At 62.4% G+C, this 16,497-nt stretch carries 18 protein-coding genes; 17 read left to right on the plus strand and 1 reads right to left on the minus strand.

All coding sequences use genetic code 11. The features are described from left to right. Positions 1-30 precede the first annotated feature (30 nt). Genes AAF358_05980 through AAF358_05995 form a run of 4 tightly spaced genes read left to right on the plus strand, consistent with a single transcriptional unit; the run spans position 31 to position 1,809 of the window. Positions 31-186 carry a hypothetical protein gene (locus AAF358_05980; protein MEM7705081.1) on the plus strand — a complete coding sequence of 52 codons (156 nt, stop codon included), beginning with the start codon at positions 31-33 and terminating at the stop codon, positions 184-186. Between the two features lie 5 nt (positions 187-191). After that, positions 192-1,154, plus strand: coding sequence for a hypothetical protein (locus AAF358_05985; GenBank protein MEM7705082.1), 963 nt, complete (start codon positions 192-194; stop codon positions 1,152-1,154). Continuing rightward, positions 1,145-1,528 carry a lasso peptide biosynthesis B2 protein gene (locus AAF358_05990; GenBank protein MEM7705083.1) on the plus strand — a complete coding sequence of 128 codons (384 nt, stop codon included), beginning with the start codon at positions 1,145-1,147 and terminating at the stop codon, positions 1,526-1,528. The genes AAF358_05985 and AAF358_05990 overlap by 10 nt, the downstream gene beginning before the upstream one ends. After that, on the plus strand, positions 1,525-1,809 hold the full coding sequence (locus AAF358_05995) for a lasso peptide biosynthesis PqqD family chaperone (protein ID MEM7705084.1): 285 nt from the start codon (positions 1,525-1,527) through the stop codon (positions 1,807-1,809). The genes AAF358_05990 and AAF358_05995 overlap by 4 nt, the downstream gene beginning before the upstream one ends. A gap of 46 nt (positions 1,810-1,855) precedes the next feature. Here AAF358_05995 and AAF358_06000 read toward each other — a convergent pair whose 3' ends face one another. After that, positions 1,856-2,560: an FKBP-type peptidyl-prolyl cis-trans isomerase gene (locus tag AAF358_06000; protein MEM7705085.1), complete on the minus strand. Its 705-nt coding sequence runs from the start codon at positions 2,558-2,560 to the stop codon at positions 1,856-1,858. Positions 2,561-2,718: 158 nt separating this feature from the next. Here AAF358_06000 and AAF358_06005 point away from each other — a divergent pair, with 158 nt between their 5' ends. From AAF358_06005 to AAF358_06065, 13 genes are all read left to right on the plus strand, one after another. Continuing rightward, positions 2,719-2,955, plus strand: coding sequence for a hypothetical protein (locus tag AAF358_06005; protein ID MEM7705086.1), 237 nt, complete (start codon positions 2,719-2,721; stop codon positions 2,953-2,955). Between the two features lie 22 nt (positions 2,956-2,977). Next, positions 2,978-3,397 carry a GntR family transcriptional regulator gene (locus AAF358_06010; protein MEM7705087.1) on the plus strand — a complete coding sequence of 140 codons (420 nt, stop codon included), beginning with the start codon at positions 2,978-2,980 and terminating at the stop codon, positions 3,395-3,397. After that, positions 3,381-4,238: an ABC transporter ATP-binding protein gene (locus AAF358_06015; protein ID MEM7705088.1), complete on the plus strand. Its 858-nt coding sequence runs from the start codon at positions 3,381-3,383 to the stop codon at positions 4,236-4,238. The genes AAF358_06010 and AAF358_06015 overlap by 17 nt, the downstream gene beginning before the upstream one ends. Next, positions 4,235-5,212, plus strand: coding sequence for a hypothetical protein (locus AAF358_06020; GenBank protein MEM7705089.1), 978 nt, complete (start codon positions 4,235-4,237; stop codon positions 5,210-5,212). The genes AAF358_06015 and AAF358_06020 overlap by 4 nt, the downstream gene beginning before the upstream one ends. 108 nt (positions 5,213-5,320) lie before the next feature. Continuing rightward, positions 5,321-6,700, plus strand: coding sequence for an adenylosuccinate lyase (gene purB / locus AAF358_06025; protein ID MEM7705090.1), 1,380 nt, complete (start codon positions 5,321-5,323; stop codon positions 6,698-6,700). Next, a complete protein-coding gene (locus tag AAF358_06030) occupies positions 6,690-7,820 on the plus strand; it encodes a cupin domain-containing protein (GenBank protein ID MEM7705091.1) in 1,131 nt (376 codons plus the stop codon). The genes purB and AAF358_06030 overlap by 11 nt, the downstream gene beginning before the upstream one ends. Beyond that, positions 7,817-8,782 carry a GNAT family N-acetyltransferase gene (locus AAF358_06035; protein MEM7705092.1) on the plus strand — a complete coding sequence of 322 codons (966 nt, stop codon included), beginning with the start codon at positions 7,817-7,819 and terminating at the stop codon, positions 8,780-8,782. Before AAF358_06030 ends, AAF358_06035 begins: the two co-directional genes overlap by 4 nt. A 75-nt stretch (positions 8,783-8,857) precedes the next feature. Next, the gene (locus AAF358_06040) at positions 8,858-11,710 is read left to right on the plus strand and encodes a 2-oxoglutarate dehydrogenase E1 component (protein ID MEM7705093.1); all 2,853 of its coding nucleotides are present in this window, start codon (positions 8,858-8,860) and stop codon (positions 11,708-11,710) included. A 39-nt stretch (positions 11,711-11,749) separates the two neighbouring features. Then, complete coding sequence (odhB, locus tag AAF358_06045) at positions 11,750-12,958, plus strand: 2-oxoglutarate dehydrogenase complex dihydrolipoyllysine-residue succinyltransferase (protein ID MEM7705094.1); 1,209 nt, start codon at positions 11,750-11,752, stop codon at positions 12,956-12,958. Between the two features lie 93 nt (positions 12,959-13,051). After that, positions 13,052-14,476, plus strand: a complete 1,425-nt coding sequence (lpdA, locus tag AAF358_06050) for a dihydrolipoyl dehydrogenase (GenBank protein ID MEM7705095.1) — start codon at positions 13,052-13,054, stop codon at positions 14,474-14,476. Between the two features lie 18 nt (positions 14,477-14,494). Next, positions 14,495-15,490 carry an acryloyl-CoA reductase gene (locus tag AAF358_06055; protein MEM7705096.1) on the plus strand — a complete coding sequence of 332 codons (996 nt, stop codon included), beginning with the start codon at positions 14,495-14,497 and terminating at the stop codon, positions 15,488-15,490. 79 nt (positions 15,491-15,569) lie between these two features. Then, entirely contained in the window at positions 15,570-15,935 is a 366-nt protein-coding gene (pilH, locus tag AAF358_06060; GenBank protein MEM7705097.1) for a twitching motility response regulator PilH, read from the plus strand. 39 nt (positions 15,936-15,974) lie between these two features. Continuing rightward, on the plus strand, positions 15,975-16,454 hold the full coding sequence (locus tag AAF358_06065; protein ID MEM7705098.1) for a peroxiredoxin: 480 nt from the start codon (positions 15,975-15,977) through the stop codon (positions 16,452-16,454). Positions 16,455-16,497: the final 43 nt, after the last annotated feature.

Raw genomic sequence — 16,497 nt, forward strand, 5'->3', positions numbered from 1 at the left:
TTCGGTAGGGTCAGCCGCTACAAACGAGTCATGAAATCCCGAGAACCCGAGCGCAAGCCGGCGGCCAAGACGCGAAAACCCTACCGCCGGCCCGAGCTGATCCCCCGCGGCGACGTCCGCGACGTCACCCTCGGTCCAACGCCCGGCGTTGGCGAAAGCGGCAATCCGGGGACGCTGCGTCCCTGAGCGGCATGGCCGCACGAACCGGGATCGACACACCCATATTCATCGGCGGTCGCACGTCAGGTTCCGCGCTACCCGACCATCATTACCGCATCGCCGGCCTCGATCTGGCGATTGACCAACCGCTGCCCCATTTCAAGCCTTTTCCTTTACCGACTGTCGAGTCAGGGTCGGCACGGTTGAGCGTCAGAACTCACGATGGTGCCGACGAGACACAGCGGTCACCGGCGGCCTGGCAACGATCATCCCGCGGACTGATCGGCCGACGAGAGCGTGACGTTACGATTAGTGGAGCTTCTGCCGCCCTGACGTTAGCGATCGAAGACCTCGGCAACTTTCGAATCGAGCTCCCCGACCAGCTGTGGTACCCAGCGGGCCTGTCCGCTGAGGCGTTGACCGAAGCGCTTTGCGGCCCCCTGCTCCCGCTGGTGCTCAGCCATCACGATACCTACTGTTTGCACGCAGCGGCATTTCGCCACCGCAGCGGCCTCACGCTGCTGCTGGGTTCCAGCGGCGCGGGAAAAACGACCCTGAGCCGGGCGCTCGCCGAAGCCGGCGCTGGACTCTGGGCTGACGACACCGTAGCGGTGCGCTGTGGCGGCGCTTCCGCGATCTGCCCGGGTCACTACCCACAGCCCAAGTGGCCCCGCTGGCGAGCGACACTCACGGAGCCGGAGTGTGTGATCACGCACCTGGTGTTCCTGCAGCCCTATAAAACGGGAGACGTTGCGCCCGGCGATGGGTCAGAGCAAGTCACGGTGACCCCGCTCACGCCGGCTGAGGCCACGTTAGGCGCGGTCGAACACACGCTGACCGGCCGGCTCTTTTCGCCGGAAGGCCTGCGGCGCCACCTGCAATTTGCTGCGGCGCTGTCGAAGCGAACCACCGCGTGTCGCCTGAGCTACCCCCAAGAGCCCGCCGCGCTTCCGTCGATGGTGGATTGCCTGAAGGCCGTAACCCCGTGGCGCTGATCAGCCGCATCCGAGCCGCTTGGCTGGTTTCGCGGGCCGCATTCCGCCTGCGCCGGCGCGGATTCCAGACCGCAGCTGCCGAGTTGCTGGGTCCACCGCCCGGGAGGCTTAAGCGCGCCTGGGGAAGCGACTTGTCGCCGCTAGAGGCTTTTGAACGAACCGCCTTTTTGCCCTGGTCCACCTGCCTCAGCCGCTGCGTGGCAGCCGCTTCGCTCCTGCGCCAACGCGGCTACCCGGCCCAGCTTCGGATCGGTACCCAGGTACAGCCGGCATTCTCGGCCCACGCGTGGATTACGCTTCATGACCGGAGCTGGTCGGAGGGTGATCATCACCCGCTTCAGGGTGCGGGCACCCGGGACTTGTCGCCGCCATGACCAGCAGCGGGTATGTCCTGCCGGATCACGTGATGTGTCAGCGTACGGGTGACGCGATGGTGCTTCTCGATACCCAAAAGGGGCAGTACTTCGAGCTGAACGACACCGCCTGCGCGGCGTTTCTGAACTTGCTGGAAGGGAAGACTCTGACGGGAGCCGCCGAACGCCTGGTGGAGGAGTTTGACGTCACCGAAGCTCAGGCCCTGAAGGACGTGGAGACGCTGCTGGAGGATTTGCTGACCAGCGGCCTGGTGTGCCAGGCCGCCGATCAGGCTGAGTAGTAGCTTCAGTGCTGACCCCGGCCGTCGGCCGGAGTCAGGACGGCGGTCAGCCCTCGATACCGAGAAGCTCCACCTTAAAGACTAGCGTTGAGTTGGGGCCGATCTTGCCCTGGTTTCGTCCGCCGTAGGCCAGATCTGAGGGAATGCAGAATCGATACTCGCTACCCACCGGCATCAGCTGAAGCCCTTCGGTCCAGCCGGAAATCACTCGATTGAGCGGGAACACAGCCGGCTCGCCGCGGCTGTAGGAGCTGTCGAATTCGGTCCCGTCGATCAGCGTGCCCTGGTAGTGCACCCGCACCGTGTCCGTCGCCTTCGGGCGGGGGCCGTCGCCGGCGCGCACCACCTCGTACTGCAGTCCCGATGGGGTCACCTGAACACCATCGCGCTGCGCGTTCTCATCCAGGAAGGCTTTGCCGATCTTCAGATTGTTTTCTGCAGCGTTGGCAAGCTCGAGCCGCTTACGGTCCATCTCTTCGGACTGCAGACGCGTCAGCGTCGCGGCAGCCGCGTCAGACTGGGCTGTGGAGAGCTGGCTGTCCTTGTCCGCCATCGCGTCCATTGCGCCGGCGGAGAAAGCAGACGGATCCAGGTTCTTGATGCCCATCTCCTGCATACGCACGCCGATGTCATAGCCCATTTTGTAGCTGAGCTCCGCATCTTCGCCCTGGATATCCTGGGCGACAGCGTTGACGGCCACCAAGGCCGCTGACGCGCAAACGGCGTGAAAGAGGGTTTTACGTGCGTTCATAGTGGCTCCATCTGCCAAAAAAGGGGTGCATTGTGCCTTAGAGCGCGCATTTGTAAAAACGTTGCATCGGCCGGACCGTGACTCCTGGCACCCTGTCTCAAGGGCTCAATGGGTGTTATAGTTCACTACAACACTAAACCGGCAAAGGCAGCCAACGCATGAGCAAGACCGTTTTCACGCGACCAGGTGTATTGATCGCAGCCGTATTGGGGGCACAGACGTTAGCCCTGGGCATCATGCTGAGCGCCGCCTATCTCATGTCGTCGCTGGGCGAAAGCGACCAGGTCGTCGACGTCTTTACCAGTGAGTGCATTTCCACCGCCGCCGTCAACGCGCCGGTGGACGGCAAGAAGAGCCGCCGACTGCTGGATCTGTCTGTGGGCTGGTTGCGCTAACGCACCAAACGACCCAACCCTGATGCGCCGCCACTGGAACGACAGCCAGCCTATCTACGTGCAGTTGCGCGATCACGCCATCGCAATGATTCTCGATGGCGTGCTCGGCGACGGCGACCCGCTGCCGTCCGTCCGCACCGTCGCAGCAGACTTTCAACTCAACCCGATCACCGTTTCAAAAGCGTACCAGAGCCTGGTTGACGACGCGCTGGTGGAGCGCCGCCGCGGTCTGGGAATGTTCGTACGTACGGGCGCCAGGGAGCGCCTGCTGGTGGCAGAACGGGAGAAATTTGTGGAAAAGGAGTGGCCCGGCGTCCTGGCAAAAATTCAGCGCCTGGGACTCAGCGCAGACCAGCTGATGGCCGGGGGGACCGGTCATCAGACGGGCAACGGAGACAACGGAGAATCATCAAAAGGGGAAGCGGATGTCAGCGATCGTTAACGCGAACGGGCTGCGAAAGAAATACAAGTCGTCGGTAGCGCTGGACAACGTCAGTTTTCAGATCGAGCCAGGCCGCATCGTTGGCCTGATCGGTCCCAACGGCGCTGGCAAGACCACCGCCCTCAAGGCCATGCTCGGCCTGACCAGCTTCGACGGCGAGCTGTCGATCCTCGGAATGGATCCGATGAAGCAGCGCCACGAACTGATGGATCAGGTGTGTTTTATTGCCGACGTTGCGGTCCTGCCCCGGTGGCTGAAGGTGCATCAGGCGGTGGACTTTGTCGAAGGCGTTCACCCGCGCTTTTCGCGGGAGCGGGCGCTCGGCTTTTTGTCGAAAACCAAGATCAAGCCCGAGTCCAGGGTCAAAGAGCTGTCGAAAGGCATGATCGCCCAGCTGCATCTGGCCCTGGTGATGTCCATCGATGCCAAGCTGCTGGTGTTGGATGAACCCACCCTCGGCCTCGATATCATCTATCGGAAAGAGTTTTACTCCAACCTGCTGAACGACTACTTCGACGAAGAACGCACGATCATCATCACCACCCACCAGGTGGAGGAAGTGGAGCACATCCTCACTGATCTGATGTTCATCAAAGACGGCAAGATCATCATCGACGCCAGCATGGAGGACATCGCTGAGCGCTTTGTCGAGGTGATGGTGGCGCCGGAGTCAGCGGACGAAGCCCGGGCACTGAAGCCGATCCACGAACGCTCCGTGTTTGGCAAATTCGTCTTTCTCTATGACAACGCAGACCAGCTGGCGCTTGCTGAGCTGGGAGAACTGCACAACCCGAGCATCGCGGACCTGTTTGTCGCCACCATGAAGGACGAAGCCGCATGAAGAGCGTTGCCTTGAGCAGCTTTGGGATGCTGCTGAAACGTGAGTTCTGGGAGAACCGCGGTTCCTTCTGGACCCTGCCGCTGGGCATCGGGGGATTTTTTGTCTTTGTCACGGTGGCGCTGCTGACGGCGCTCAGCACGGTGATCAACGAAATTGACGGCGAAAAATTCCTGCTGACCCGGGCGGTCGCCGCCATCAAGGAGGTGCCGAAGGATCAGCTTGACGTCTTGTGGGATCTCAACCTTCTTGGATCTTCAGCGATTTACCACCTGATTTTGCTGTTTGTCGTATTCTTTTATTTCCTGGGGTCGCTGTACGACGATCGCCGGGACCGCAGCTTCCTCTTCTGGAAGTCGCTCCCCATTTCGGACACCAAAACCACGCTTTCCAAGCTGGTGGCCGGCAGCCTGGTCGCCCCGTTTCTTTGGGTGATAGCGATCGCGCTGATGCACGTTGCCATGCTGATTATCGCCAGCGTGCTGTTTCTGTTCAGCGATATACCGGTCTATGAGTATCTGTGGGGGCCGGCCGATCCGCTCAACGTCTGGACCTTTATGCTGGCAGCGTACTTTGTGCAGGCGTTCTGGATGCTGCCGGTATGGGGCTGGGCGATCCTGGCCTCAGCCTTTGCCCGCTCCAAGCCATTCCTCTGGGCCGTGGCGCCGCCGGTGCTGCTCGGCATTGTTTACCAATGGATCACCGCAACCCAATACCTGAGCTTTGACTTCAGCTACTGGCAGGTGCTGGGCAACCGCTTGCTGGGTGGGGTTGTGCCGATCGAATTATCGATCCAGAACGATTCGATCCAGGTTGGCACCCTCAGCTTCGACAGTGATGGCGTCACCGAATCGCCAGCCTCCTGGGCCTCGGTCTTCGAACGCTTTGGCCAGGCCGACCTGTGGTGGGGCGTCGCCTTCGGCGTTGTCTGCATCGCTGCCGCGATCTACATCCGTCGGTACCGCGACGACGCCTAATAACGCCAGGTAAATCCCGGCCTGCCGAACACCCGGCAGGCGGGCACCCACCCTTCGTCGGCGGTATCATAGGCGGTTTGGGCTTCTGCCCCACTCACGGACGCCAACATGACTCTGGACCTCGACCCGGTAACCGCCGTCTCCCCGCTGGACGGGCGCTACGCCGGCAAAACGGCCCTGCTGCGGCCGATCTTCAGCGAATTCGGTCTGATCAGGCGCCGCCTGCAGGTCGAGATTGCCTGGCTCAAGCACCTTTGTGAGCTTCCGCCGGTGGTCGACCGCTTCGGCGGCCCCTTAAGCGATGACGCGCGGCAGCATCTGGACCAGCTGCTGGAAGATTTCGACCCCGAGCAGGCGCGAGAGGTCAAAGCCATCGAGGCGCGGACAAACCACGACGTCAAGGCGGTGGAGTACTACCTGAAAGACCGGCTGGCGGGACATGCTGAGCTTGCTCCCGTCAGCGAGCTGATTCATTTCGCCTGCACGTCCGAGGACATTAACAATCTCGCTTATGGGCTGATGATCCTCGACTATCGAGCAACGGTAGCGATACCCGCGCTCAGCGACCTGACCGAACGCATTGCAGGGATGGCACGTGAGCTGGCCGCTATTCCCATGCTGTCGCGCACCCACGGCCAGACCGCATCGCCGACCACCCTCGGCAAGGAGCTCGCCAACGTAGTGGCCCGACTGAGGGGGCAGCTGGACGGCCTTGCCGCTGTGCCGGTCACCGGCAAAATCAACGGCGCGGTGGGCAACTTCAACGCCCACGTCGTCGCGCTGCCTCAGGTCGACTGGCCGCAGGTCAGCCAGCGTTTTGTTGAGGGACTCGGGCTGTCGCACCATCCGTATACCACGCAGATTGAACCCCATGACAATCTGGCGGCGTTTTTTGACGGCTGCCGACGGGTCAACGTGATCCTGCTGGACTTCTGCCGCGACCTGTGGGGCTACATTTCACTGGGGTATTTTCGGCAGCGCACGGTTGAAGGTGAGGTGGGATCGTCGACCATGCCGCACAAGGTCAATCCGATCGACTTCGAAAACGCTGAGGGGAACCTCGGGCTGGCCAATGCGGTGCTGTCACACCTGGCAGAAAAGCTCCCCGTATCGCGCTTCCAGCGCGACTTGACCGACTCCACCGTCCTGCGAAGCATGGGCGCCGCGTTTGGCTACATGGCGATTGCCCACGCATCGCTGAACAAAGGCCTGGGCAAACTGCTGGCCGACCCCGACGTTATGGCGAGGGACCTGGCGGCGGCAATCGAGGTATTGGCTGAGCCGGTCCAGACCGTCATGCGTTTGTACGGCATCGAAAATCCTTACGAGCGACTGAAGGCGCTCACCCGCGGCAAGCAGATCGATCACGAAACGCTGGCCCGACTGATCGACGACCTGGCGCTGCCGGAAGATGTTTCCATGGCGCTCAAAAAGCTAACGCCGGCGGCCTATACGGGTCTGGCCGAGAAGCTGGCGGATGACATCTGAACGCTTCAGCGAGTTTTGCAGCGACGCGTTTTTTGACGAGTACTGGCAGCGACGCCCGCTGCTGGTTCGCGACGCGATCGATGCGACGTTACTCCAAGGCGTTGACCTGCCCTGGCTGTTATCAGCCATCACCGATCCGCGGCTACACAGCCGCCTGGTTGAGGGCCCGGACCGGGACGACGGCTTTTCGGTGCGCTACGGCCCGGATCTTTCCGCGCCAACCGGAGACCTACCCTGGACGCTGCTGGTACGCGACGTCGACAAGGTCCTCCCCGAGGCTGACATGCTCCTGGATCGGTTCGCCAGGGTCGGGCGCTGGCGACTGGAGGACGTGATGGTCAGCTATGCCGCGACCGGCGGCTCGGTGGGACCCCACCTGGACCACTATGACGTCTTTCTCGTGCAGGGCATCGGCCGGCGCCACTGGCAAATAGACGCCAGCGCCGACCCCGACGGCCGCCTGCGGCCCGATCAGGAGCTCCAGCTGTTGGCCGATTTTCAGCCGACCGATGAGTGGGTCTTGGAGCCAGGCGACTGCCTTTATCTTCCGCCGGGCGTTCCCCATCACGGCGTTGCCCTGGACGCTTGCACCACCTGGTCTATCGGTCTTCGCACGCCGTCGGCCGCCGAGCTCTGGGCCGACTTTGCAGAATGGCAAATCGGACACTGCGAAGAATCCCAGCGCCTGGTCGATCCATACCGGACCGGGCAACGGTCGGGTGAGATCGTCGCTGAGGATTTGGCTCAGCTGCGCCGGACGCTCGGGGGCGTCGAGCATGTCACCGACGCCAACCTGGCCTGCTGGTTTGGCGAGATGGTGACCCGCGGTGGCGTCGATTGGGCAGACGACGGCTCGGCAACGGTTCCGCAACGCGATGAGGCCCTGTTGGCCGGCGTGTCGCTGACCCGGGTACCCGGTGCCCTGCTGGCCTGGTACGCAGAGGGGCCTTCGGGCTGGCTGTTTGCCAACGGCGAACGCTATGCGGTCGATCCCCAGAACGCCGCGATGCTGGCCGGCAACCGGATTCTGTCATCGGCCGAGTTGGTGCAGCTGGCGCAGGCGGGGCAGCAAGACCTGCTGTCGGCGCTTTGCCGAGAGGGTGTGTTTCGCCAGGCATGATTACCGACGACTATTTTGTAGAGCCAGCCACCTGGCGTTTTGACGAGAGCGCTATCCGGGCGGTACGCACCGAGGTGTTTATCGTCGAGCAGCAGGTACCGGAGGATGAGGAGTGGGACGACGATGATCCGACGGCGCAGCACTTTCTGGCGCTCGATCAGACGGGCAGCGCGATTGGCACGGCGCGCCTGACGCGGGACGGGAGAATCGGCCGCGTGGCCGTGCTCAAATACTGGCGAAGGAAAAAAGTGGGTGATGCGCTGCTGCGCGCCGCGGTCGAAGCGGGCAGCCTGCAGCATCTTGGCGAACTGCGCCTCGCGGCCCAGACGTACGCAACCGGCTTTTACCAGCGCCACGGCTTCGAACCCTACGGTGAGATCTTCCAGGACGTTGGCATCGATCACGTGTGGATGCGTCGGGAGCTGAGTCCCCCGGCGCCGGCCTCGCCCAGCCTGCACGAGCGCCCTGAAGCCGGAGACCAGAATCCGGGGCGAAGCGACTTCGACGACCGAGTCAACCTGCTGCGGCAATGGCACGAACAGCTCAAGGCAACGCGCCGGCGGCTGACCATTTTTTCGCGGGACCTCGACCGCCGCGTGCTCGATCAGCCGCTGCTGATGGAGCAGCTGCGCAGCCTGGCGGTCTGTGATCTTCGCCCACAGATCCGAATCCTGGTCCTGGACTCAGGCGCAGCGGTCCAGGCCTGTCACCCGCTGATCGCCCTCGCTCAACGCCTGCCCAGCGTCATTCAGATCCGACGCCCGGCCAAGGATCACCAGGACTACCCCAGCGCCTTCTCGGTAGGTGATGAACACCACCTGCTGCTGCGTCCCTTCGGAGACCAGTTCGATGGCTACAGCATGCTGTGGCACCGGCGGGAAGCACGGCGCCAGCTGGAGCTCTTTGACCCCATGTGGGAGGCCGCCAGCCCCGATCCAAACTTCCGCCGGCTGGCGCTTTGAACTAGCGCCATTTTCGCAGACGCAAAACCTCAGCTGAGGTATACTTCCGCCGCTTAAGGAAAGGATAAAAACCACGTGAGCAAAAGGCTCGACGAGCTGCTCCAGACCTCCCATCTGGCCGGCGGCAATGCGACGTATCTCGAAGAACTCTACGACGACTATCTGGTCGACCCACACGGGGTCCCGGAACAGTGGCAAAAAGTCTTTCGCGGCCTCGGCGGCAGCAACGATCTGAGGCATCTGCCGGTGCTTGACCGTTTTGCCGCCCTTGGCAGGCAGAACGGCAAAGCGGCGGGCACCTTTTCCGTCAGCGACGATCTGATCGAAAAGCAGGCCGGCGTGCTGCGACTGATCAATGCCTACCGCCTGCGGGGTCACCAGCGAGCCAATCTCGATCCGCTGGAGTTGAGCCCACGTCCCGAAGTACCCGACCTTAGCCTTGCGACCCATGGCCTGAACGATCAGGATCTGGACACGATTTTCAATACCGGCACCCTCGCCAACGAACACCAGATGACGCTGCGCGATCTGGTGGCGCTGCTCGAATCGGTCTACTGCACCAGCGTCGGCGCGGAATACATGCACATCACGGACACGGCCCAGCGCCGTTGGCTGCAGGAACGGCTCGAGCGCACCGCCGGACGACCCAACTTCTCCAGCGAAGAAAAGATCAGCATCCTCGAGCACCTGACCTCCGCCGAAGGCCTGGAGAAGTACCTTCACACCAAATACGTCGGCCAGAAGCGTTTTTCGCTCGAGGGCGGCGAATCGCTGATTCCCCTGCTCCACGGGATGATTCAGCGGGTCGGCAGCCAGGGCGTCGAAGAGGTGGTGATGGGCATGGCACACCGCGGCCGTCTTAACGTGCTGGTCAATATTCTTGGCAAGTCGCCCGCCCTGCTCTTTGAAGAATTTGAAGGTAAGAACGAGAGCGACGACCCGTTCCACGTCGGCGACGTCAAGTACCACCTCGGCTACTCCTCGGAGCTGGAAACGCCCGGCGGCATCGTTCACATCACCCTGGGGTTCAACCCCTCACACCTGGAGATCATCGATCCGGTAGTCGCCGGCTCCGCCCGCGCTCGCCAGACGCGCCGCGGCGACTTTACGCACAAAGAGGTGATGCCGGTTCTGATCCACGGCGATGCGGCGGTGGCCGGCCAGGGCGTGGTCATGGAACTGTTCAACATGTCTCAGGCCCGAGGTTTTCAGGTGGGCGGCACCATGCACGTGGTGATCAACAATCAGATCGGGTTCACGCTGAGCAACCCGCTGGACGCCCGCTCGACGCTGTACTGCACGGAAGTGGCCAAGATGGTTCAGGCGCCAATCTTCCACGTCAACGGGGACGATCCGGAAGCGGTCATGTTTTGCATGCAGATCGCCTCCGATTACCGCATGGCCTTCAAGAAGGATGTGGTCATCGATCTGGTGTGCTATCGCAGGCTGGGCCATAACGAGGCTGACGAGCCGGCTGCCACGCAGCCTGTGATGTACAAAAAGATCCGGCAGCTGGAGACCACCCGGGCGCTTTACGCACGGTCGCTGGCGAACCAGGGTATCCTCGACGGGGCTGGCGATGACAAGATCAAAGCGGACTACCGCGACGCGCTCGACGCCGGGCACCCGGTAGCCGAGATTATCGACGGACCGTTTGCCAATCCTTTCACCATCAACTGGCAGCCCCATCTGGACGGTGTTCTCAGCGAACAGGTGGACACAACGGTTTCGAACGAACGGCTGCAGCAATTGGGTGAGAAGCTGCTAACGCTGCCCGAGGGGTTTATTCTGCACTCTCGGGTTCAGCGCATCATGGACGATCGGCGCAAGATGCTGGCCGGCGACCTGCCGGTCGACTGGGGCTTCGCCGAAAACCTCGCTTACGCGAGCCTGCTGGAGGAAGGTTACGGCCTCCGACTGGTTGGCCAGGACAGCGGCCGCGGCACGTTCTTTCACCGGCATGCCGTGCTGCACAACCAGAACGACGGTGAGCTGCATGCGCCGCTCGAGTCCTTTGCGCGTGGCCCGGAATCCGCCGATGAGGCGCACCAGATTGTCACCATCATCGATTCGCTTCTATCCGAAGAAGCGGTATTGGGCTTTGAGTATGGCTTCGCCAGCTCGGACCCGAGGACCCTGTGCATCTGGGAGGCGCAGTTCGGTGATTTTGTTAACGGCGCCCAGGTGGTCATCGATCAGTTCATCAGCTCCGGCGAGGCCAAGTGGGGCCGCCTGAGCGGCCTGGTTATGTTCCTACCCCATGGCTATGAGGGACAGGGTCCGGAGCACTCTTCTGCCAGGCTGGAGCGTTTTATGCAGCTCTGTGCCTTCGACAACATTCAGGTGTGCGTACCGACCACGCCCGCACAGATGTTTCACATGCTGCGGCGACAGATGATCCGCGCCACGCGCAAGCCGCTGGTGGTCATGACCCCCAAAAGCCTGCTGCGCAACAAGGCCTCAACGTCCGCGTTCGCCCGGCTGGGCGACGGTCAGTTCCAGACGGTCATCCCGGATCGCGTGGTCAAGCAGCGCGATCAGGTCGAACGAATCCTGCTGTGCTCTGGCAAGGTCTACTACGACATCGTCAGCGAACGCCAAAAGCGCGAGGACTCGCTGATGCCGGTGATCCGGGTCGAGCAACTCTACCCTTTCCCGCGGGTACTGCTCGGCCGGCTCCTGGCGGACTACCCCAACGCCAAAGAGGTGGTTTGGTGCCAGGAGGAACCCATGAACCAGGGTGCCTGGTATCAAATCAAGCACCACCTGCAGGCAACCATCAAGGACCATCAGACGTTGCTCTACTGCGGCCGCTCGGTGTCGCCGTCACCGGCGGCAGGCCGACTGCGAAAGCACGTTCAGGAACAGGAAGCGCTGGTTGCCGAAGCCCTCACTCCGGGCGGCGGCATCGAGCTAGCGGTGGAATAACCGTCACCGCCCATCTAACCATCTGAGGCTGTCTCAACCATGACGCAAGAAATCAAAGTACCGGTGCTGCCGGAGTCCGTATCGGATGCCACGGTTGCCACCTGGCATAAGAAGCCCGGCGAATTTGTCCGCCGCGACGAAAATCTGGTGGACCTGGAAACCGACAAAGTGGTGCTCGAGGTTCCCTCGCCTTGCGACGGCACGGTCGCCGATATCAGTGAGGATACCGGCGCCCTGGTGACCACCGGTCAGGTGCTGGGCATCGTGGAGGAAGGCGAGGCGCCGGCGGAACCCGCTCCAGCCGCTGAGGCGGCTCCGGCCGCGGCAGCAGCTCCCGAGGCCGCACCGGCGGCGGAACCCGACCCGGCGCCAGCCGCTCCGGCCGCTGAGAGTGCCAACGCCGACAACCTCAGTCCCTCAGTGCGCAAGATGGTGACCGAGAACCAGCTCGATGCGGGATCGATCAGCGGGACGGGTCGCGACGGCCGGATCACCAAAGGCGACGTGCTGCGGCATATGGAAGGCGGTCCGGGAGCGGTCAGTGGCCCCCGACCCGAGGAACGGGTTTCCATGACCCGGCTGCGCCAGCGAATCGCCCAGCGGATGGTCGACGCCAACAACACCGCCGCTATGCTGACCTCGTTCAACGAGGTGGATCTTTCGGCCGTCATCGCGCTGCGCAACCAGCACAAGGACCGCTTCGCCGAGCGCCACGGCGTGAAGCTCGGCTTTATGTCCTTTTTTGTCAAAGCCTCCGCCGAGGCGCTGAAGCGGTTCCCGATCGTCAACGCGAGCATCGACGGTGACGACGTGGTTTACCACGGCTACCAGGATATCGGTATCGCCGTTGCGAGTGACCGCGGGCTGGTGGTGCCAATCCTGCGGGACGCCGGCCACATGAGCTTCGCGGAAATCGAGCAAGGGATTCGCACTTACGCCGTCCAGGCGAAAGAGCGGACGCTAAAGCTTGAGGATCTAACCGGGGGCACCTTCACGGTCAGCAACGGCGGCACCTTTGGATCGCTGCTGTCGACCCCCATCTTGAATATGCCGCAGAGCGCCATCCTCGGGATGCACGCGATCAAGGAGCGGGCGGTGGTCGTCGACGGTGAGGTTGTGGCGCGGCCCATGATGTACATCGCTCTGACCTACGACCACAGGATCATCGACGGCAAAGACGCGGTCCTGTTCCTGGTGGCCATCAAAGACGCCCTGGAAGACCCGGCGCGGCTGCTGCTAGACATCTAGCGGGAGGTGCGGCCTATTTTGTCCCGTTGGTGACAGAATCTGCCGCACGTCTCTTGAACCCCTAAAAACCTGACTGCTTCTCGGAGAAGACCCTTGGCAGACTATGACGTAATTGTGATCGGGGCCGGACCCGCCGGCTACCCCGCGGCAATTCGCTGCGCCCAGCTCGGCATGAAAACCGCGATCTGCGATGATTTCAAAAACAAAGACGGCAAACCCTCCCTCGGGGGAACCTGCCTGAACGTGGGCTGCATCCCCTCGAAGGCGTTGCTGGATTCGAGCAAACACTTCGAGCATGCAAGCCACACCTACGCGGCCCACGGCATCAGCACCGGCCCCGTGGAAATCAACGTTGGCACCATGATCGGCCGCAAGGACAAGATCGTGGGGCAGCTCACCGGCGGCATCAAGCAGCTCCTCAAGGGCGCGGGCGTCGATACGTTTGCCGCGCACGGCAAGCTGCTGGCCGGCAAGCAGGTGGAGCTGACGCCTCTGGACGGTTCCGAAACGCAGACCATCAGCGCTGACAGCGTGATCCTGGCGGTAGGCTCGGTGCCTATCGAGATACCCAACGTGTCGTTTGACGGGCAATACATCGTGGACAACGCGGGCGCGCTGGACCTGGATAAGGTGCCGGAATCGCTTGGCGTAATCGGCGCCGGCGTGATCGGCCTGGAGCTGGGCAGCGTTTGGCGACGGCTGGGATCAGAGGTGGTGCTCCTGGAGGCGCTGCCCGACTTTCTCGGCGCGTGTGACCGGGATATCGCCCGGGCCGCACAGCGTGAGTTCAAGAAGCAAGGCCTGGATATTCGTCTGAACGCCAGAGTCAAATCGGCAGAGGTTAAGGGTGAGGAGGTGCAGGTCACCTACGAGGTTGACGGCACCGAGCACGTGGTGCCTTTCGACCGGCTGCTGGTGGCTGTCGGGCGACGGGCCAGAACGGAAGGCTGTGTCGATGAAGCCGCCGGCGTGACCCTGGACGATCGTGGCCGCATCGAGGTGGACGAACACTGCCAGACCGCCGCAGGCGGCGTCTACGCCATCGGCGACGCGGTCCGCGGCCCGATGCTGGCCCACAAAGGCACCGAAGAGGGGATTGCGGTGGCTGAACGGATTGCCGGCCAGGCATCCCACGTCAACCTCGACGTGGTTCCCTGGGTGATTTACACCGAGCCGGAAATCGCCTGGGTGGGTATCAACGAACAGGAAGCCAAGGAACGCGACATACCGATTCGGACTGGGAGCTTCCCCTTTGCCGCGACTGGTCGGGCGCTCGCCATGGGTGAGACCGCGGGCCTGGTGAAGATGATTGCACACGCCGAAACGGACGAACTGCTGGGCGTTCACATTGTGGGCGCCCAGGCGTCCGAACTGATCGCTGAGGCGGTGGTCACCATGGAGTTTCACGGCAGTTCCGAGGATCTCGCGCGCATCGTGCATGCTCATCCAACAATGTCCGAGGCCGTTCACGAAGCGGCGCTCCACCTGGACGGTCGAGCGATTCACCGAGCGAACTGAACGGACAAAGTTCAGGTCATGACGCAAACGACGCTCGCATTCCAGATCGACCGCGACGGAAAAACCCACCAGGCGGGCCTCAAGGAGCTGCCGGTGCCCGAACTCAACGACGGTGAGGTCCGGATTGCCGTCGAATACTCCAGCGTCAACTACAAAGACGCGCTGGCCGGGACCGGAAAGGGTGCCATCCTGCGCCGATTTCCGCTCGTCGGCGGCATTGACCTCGCCGGCAGCATTTCGGCCTCACGCCACGCGGAGTTCCAGGAAGGGGACGCGGTGCTGACCACCGGCTGCGGCCTGTCTGAGACGGTGGACGGCGGGTATACCCAGATCGCCACGGTCTCGGGTGACAAGGTGGTCCCATTACCGAAAGGCCTCAGCACGCGCGAGGCCATGGGGCTTGGCACGGCCGGATTTACCGCGGGCCTTTGTCTGCTTCGGATGGAGGCCGTGGGCCAGGTCCCCGATATGGGGCCGGTTGTTGTCACCGGTGCCAGCGGCGGCGTCGGCACGCTGGCGCTACAGGTCTTCAGCCAGGCAGGCTTTGATGTTCACGCGATCAGCGGCAAGTCAGCGCGCTTTGACCTGCTCATCGAGCTGGGTGCCAAGCAGTGCGTTTCCCGCCGGGATCTGCACTGGGGACAGCGCCCGCTGGAGACGCATCGCTGGGCGGGCGCCGTGGACACCGTCGGTGGCGAAATGCTCGCCGGGCTCACTCGCGTCGTTGCCCCATGGGGCAGCATCGCCTCGTGCGGGCTGGCCGGCGGCCACGAGCTCCACACGACCGTCATGCCTTTTATTATTCGCGGCATCAGCCTGCTGGGCATCAACTCAGCCGGCTGCCCCATGCCGCTTCGGCGACAGGTTTGGGAGCGGTTAGCGTCAGACCTGAAACCCGCGCTGCTCGACCAGATCATCACCCGCGAGGTGACGTTGAAGCAGCTTCCAGAGGTGTTTGAGCTGCTGTTGAGCGGTGAATCGGTGGGCCGAACAGTGGTCCATACCGCGGGCTGAACGGCAGGGCCGCTGGCGTCACTGGGGCCCAATTTGGGGTATAGTACGACCCAGAAGGAAGGGACCGCTTTACCACAACATGGCTAAAATCCTCATAGTTGACGATTCGCCATCACAGCTTTACAGCCTGCAAAAGATCGTGGAAAAACTGGGCCACGACACGCTGACCGCGGAAGACGGAGCGGAGGGGGTCCAGACCGCCAAGGAGCAACTGCCTGATCTTGTGCTGATGGATGTTGTGATGCCGAATCTCAATGGTTTTCAGGCAACGCGATCGCTGAGCCGCGACGCGGCAACGGCACACATACCTGTCATTCTGGTCACCACAAAAAACCAGGAAACCGACCGGGTCTGGGGCTTACGGCAAGGCGCCAAGGGCTACTTGACCAAACCCGTGGATGAAGGCACCCTCGCCGGCACCATTCGTGAATTCATCAATGCCTGACCGGCCATAGAGCCAGAAAAAGAAACCAGGAGTTCCCCCATGACGATTAATGTCGGAGACACCCTTCCCGAAGGGTCCTTTGCTGTGATGGACGATGGCGTCAAAAACGTCTCGACCAAAGAAGTTTTTGAAGGCAAGAAAGTGGTGCTGTTTGCCGTGCCCGGCGCCTTTACCCCGACCTGCTCCGCGCAACATCTGCCCGGCTACCTGCACAGCTATGACGATCTGCGCGCCAAAGGCGTGAACACCATCGCCTGCCTGTCGGTCAACGACGTGTTTGTCATGAACGCCTGGGCCAAAGACCAGAATGCGGACGGCAAGGTCCTGATGCTGGCTGACGGCAACGGCGACTACACCAAAGCGCTTGGGCTTGAGCTGGACGCAAGTGGTTTCGGCATGGGGCTGCGTTCACAGCGCTTTGCGCTGATCGCCGACAACGGTGTTGTCACCGCGTTGCACATTGAGGACGCCGGCGAGTTCCGCGTCAGCAGCGCTGAGGCGATTCTCGCCGCCCTGTAACGATACAACAGGTCAGCAGGCCAGCTGACCTAAGACCCACAAA

Source organism: Pseudomonadota bacterium (assembly GCA_039033415.1).
Taxonomy (GTDB): domain Bacteria; phylum Pseudomonadota; class Gammaproteobacteria; order Xanthomonadales; family SZUA-38; genus JANQOZ01.

Excerpts from the sequence above, each read along its gene's own strand:
- pilH (MEM7705097.1), top strand. The coding sequence starts at position 15,570 with ATGGCTAAAATCCTCATAGTTGACGATTCGCCATCACAGCTTTACAGC.
- AAF358_06030 (MEM7705091.1), top strand. The coding sequence starts at position 6,690 with ATGACATCTGAACGCTTCAGCGAGTTTTGCAGCGACGCGTTTTTTGAC.
- AAF358_05985 (MEM7705082.1), top strand. The coding sequence starts at position 192 with ATGGCCGCACGAACCGGGATCGACACACCCATATTCATCGGCGGTCGC.
- AAF358_06020 (MEM7705089.1), top strand. The coding sequence starts at position 4,235 with ATGAAGAGCGTTGCCTTGAGCAGCTTTGGGATGCTGCTGAAACGTGAG.
- AAF358_06055 (MEM7705096.1), top strand. The coding sequence starts at position 14,495 with ATGACGCAAACGACGCTCGCATTCCAGATCGACCGCGACGGAAAAACC.
- AAF358_06065 (MEM7705098.1), top strand. The coding sequence starts at position 15,975 with ATGACGATTAATGTCGGAGACACCCTTCCCGAAGGGTCCTTTGCTGTG.
- AAF358_05980 (MEM7705081.1), top strand. The coding sequence starts at position 31 with ATGAAATCCCGAGAACCCGAGCGCAAGCCGGCGGCCAAGACGCGAAAA.
- AAF358_06010 (MEM7705087.1), top strand. The coding sequence starts at position 2,978 with ATGCGCCGCCACTGGAACGACAGCCAGCCTATCTACGTGCAGTTGCGC.
- AAF358_06000 (MEM7705085.1), bottom strand. The coding sequence starts at position 2,560 with ATGAACGCACGTAAAACCCTCTTTCACGCCGTTTGCGCGTCAGCGGCC.
- odhB (MEM7705094.1), top strand. The coding sequence starts at position 11,750 with ATGACGCAAGAAATCAAAGTACCGGTGCTGCCGGAGTCCGTATCGGAT.
- purB (MEM7705090.1), top strand. The coding sequence starts at position 5,321 with ATGACTCTGGACCTCGACCCGGTAACCGCCGTCTCCCCGCTGGACGGG.
- AAF358_06015 (MEM7705088.1), top strand. The coding sequence starts at position 3,381 with ATGTCAGCGATCGTTAACGCGAACGGGCTGCGAAAGAAATACAAGTCG.
- AAF358_06005 (MEM7705086.1), top strand. The coding sequence starts at position 2,719 with ATGAGCAAGACCGTTTTCACGCGACCAGGTGTATTGATCGCAGCCGTA.
- AAF358_05995 (MEM7705084.1), top strand. The coding sequence starts at position 1,525 with ATGACCAGCAGCGGGTATGTCCTGCCGGATCACGTGATGTGTCAGCGT.
- AAF358_06035 (MEM7705092.1), top strand. The coding sequence starts at position 7,817 with ATGATTACCGACGACTATTTTGTAGAGCCAGCCACCTGGCGTTTTGAC.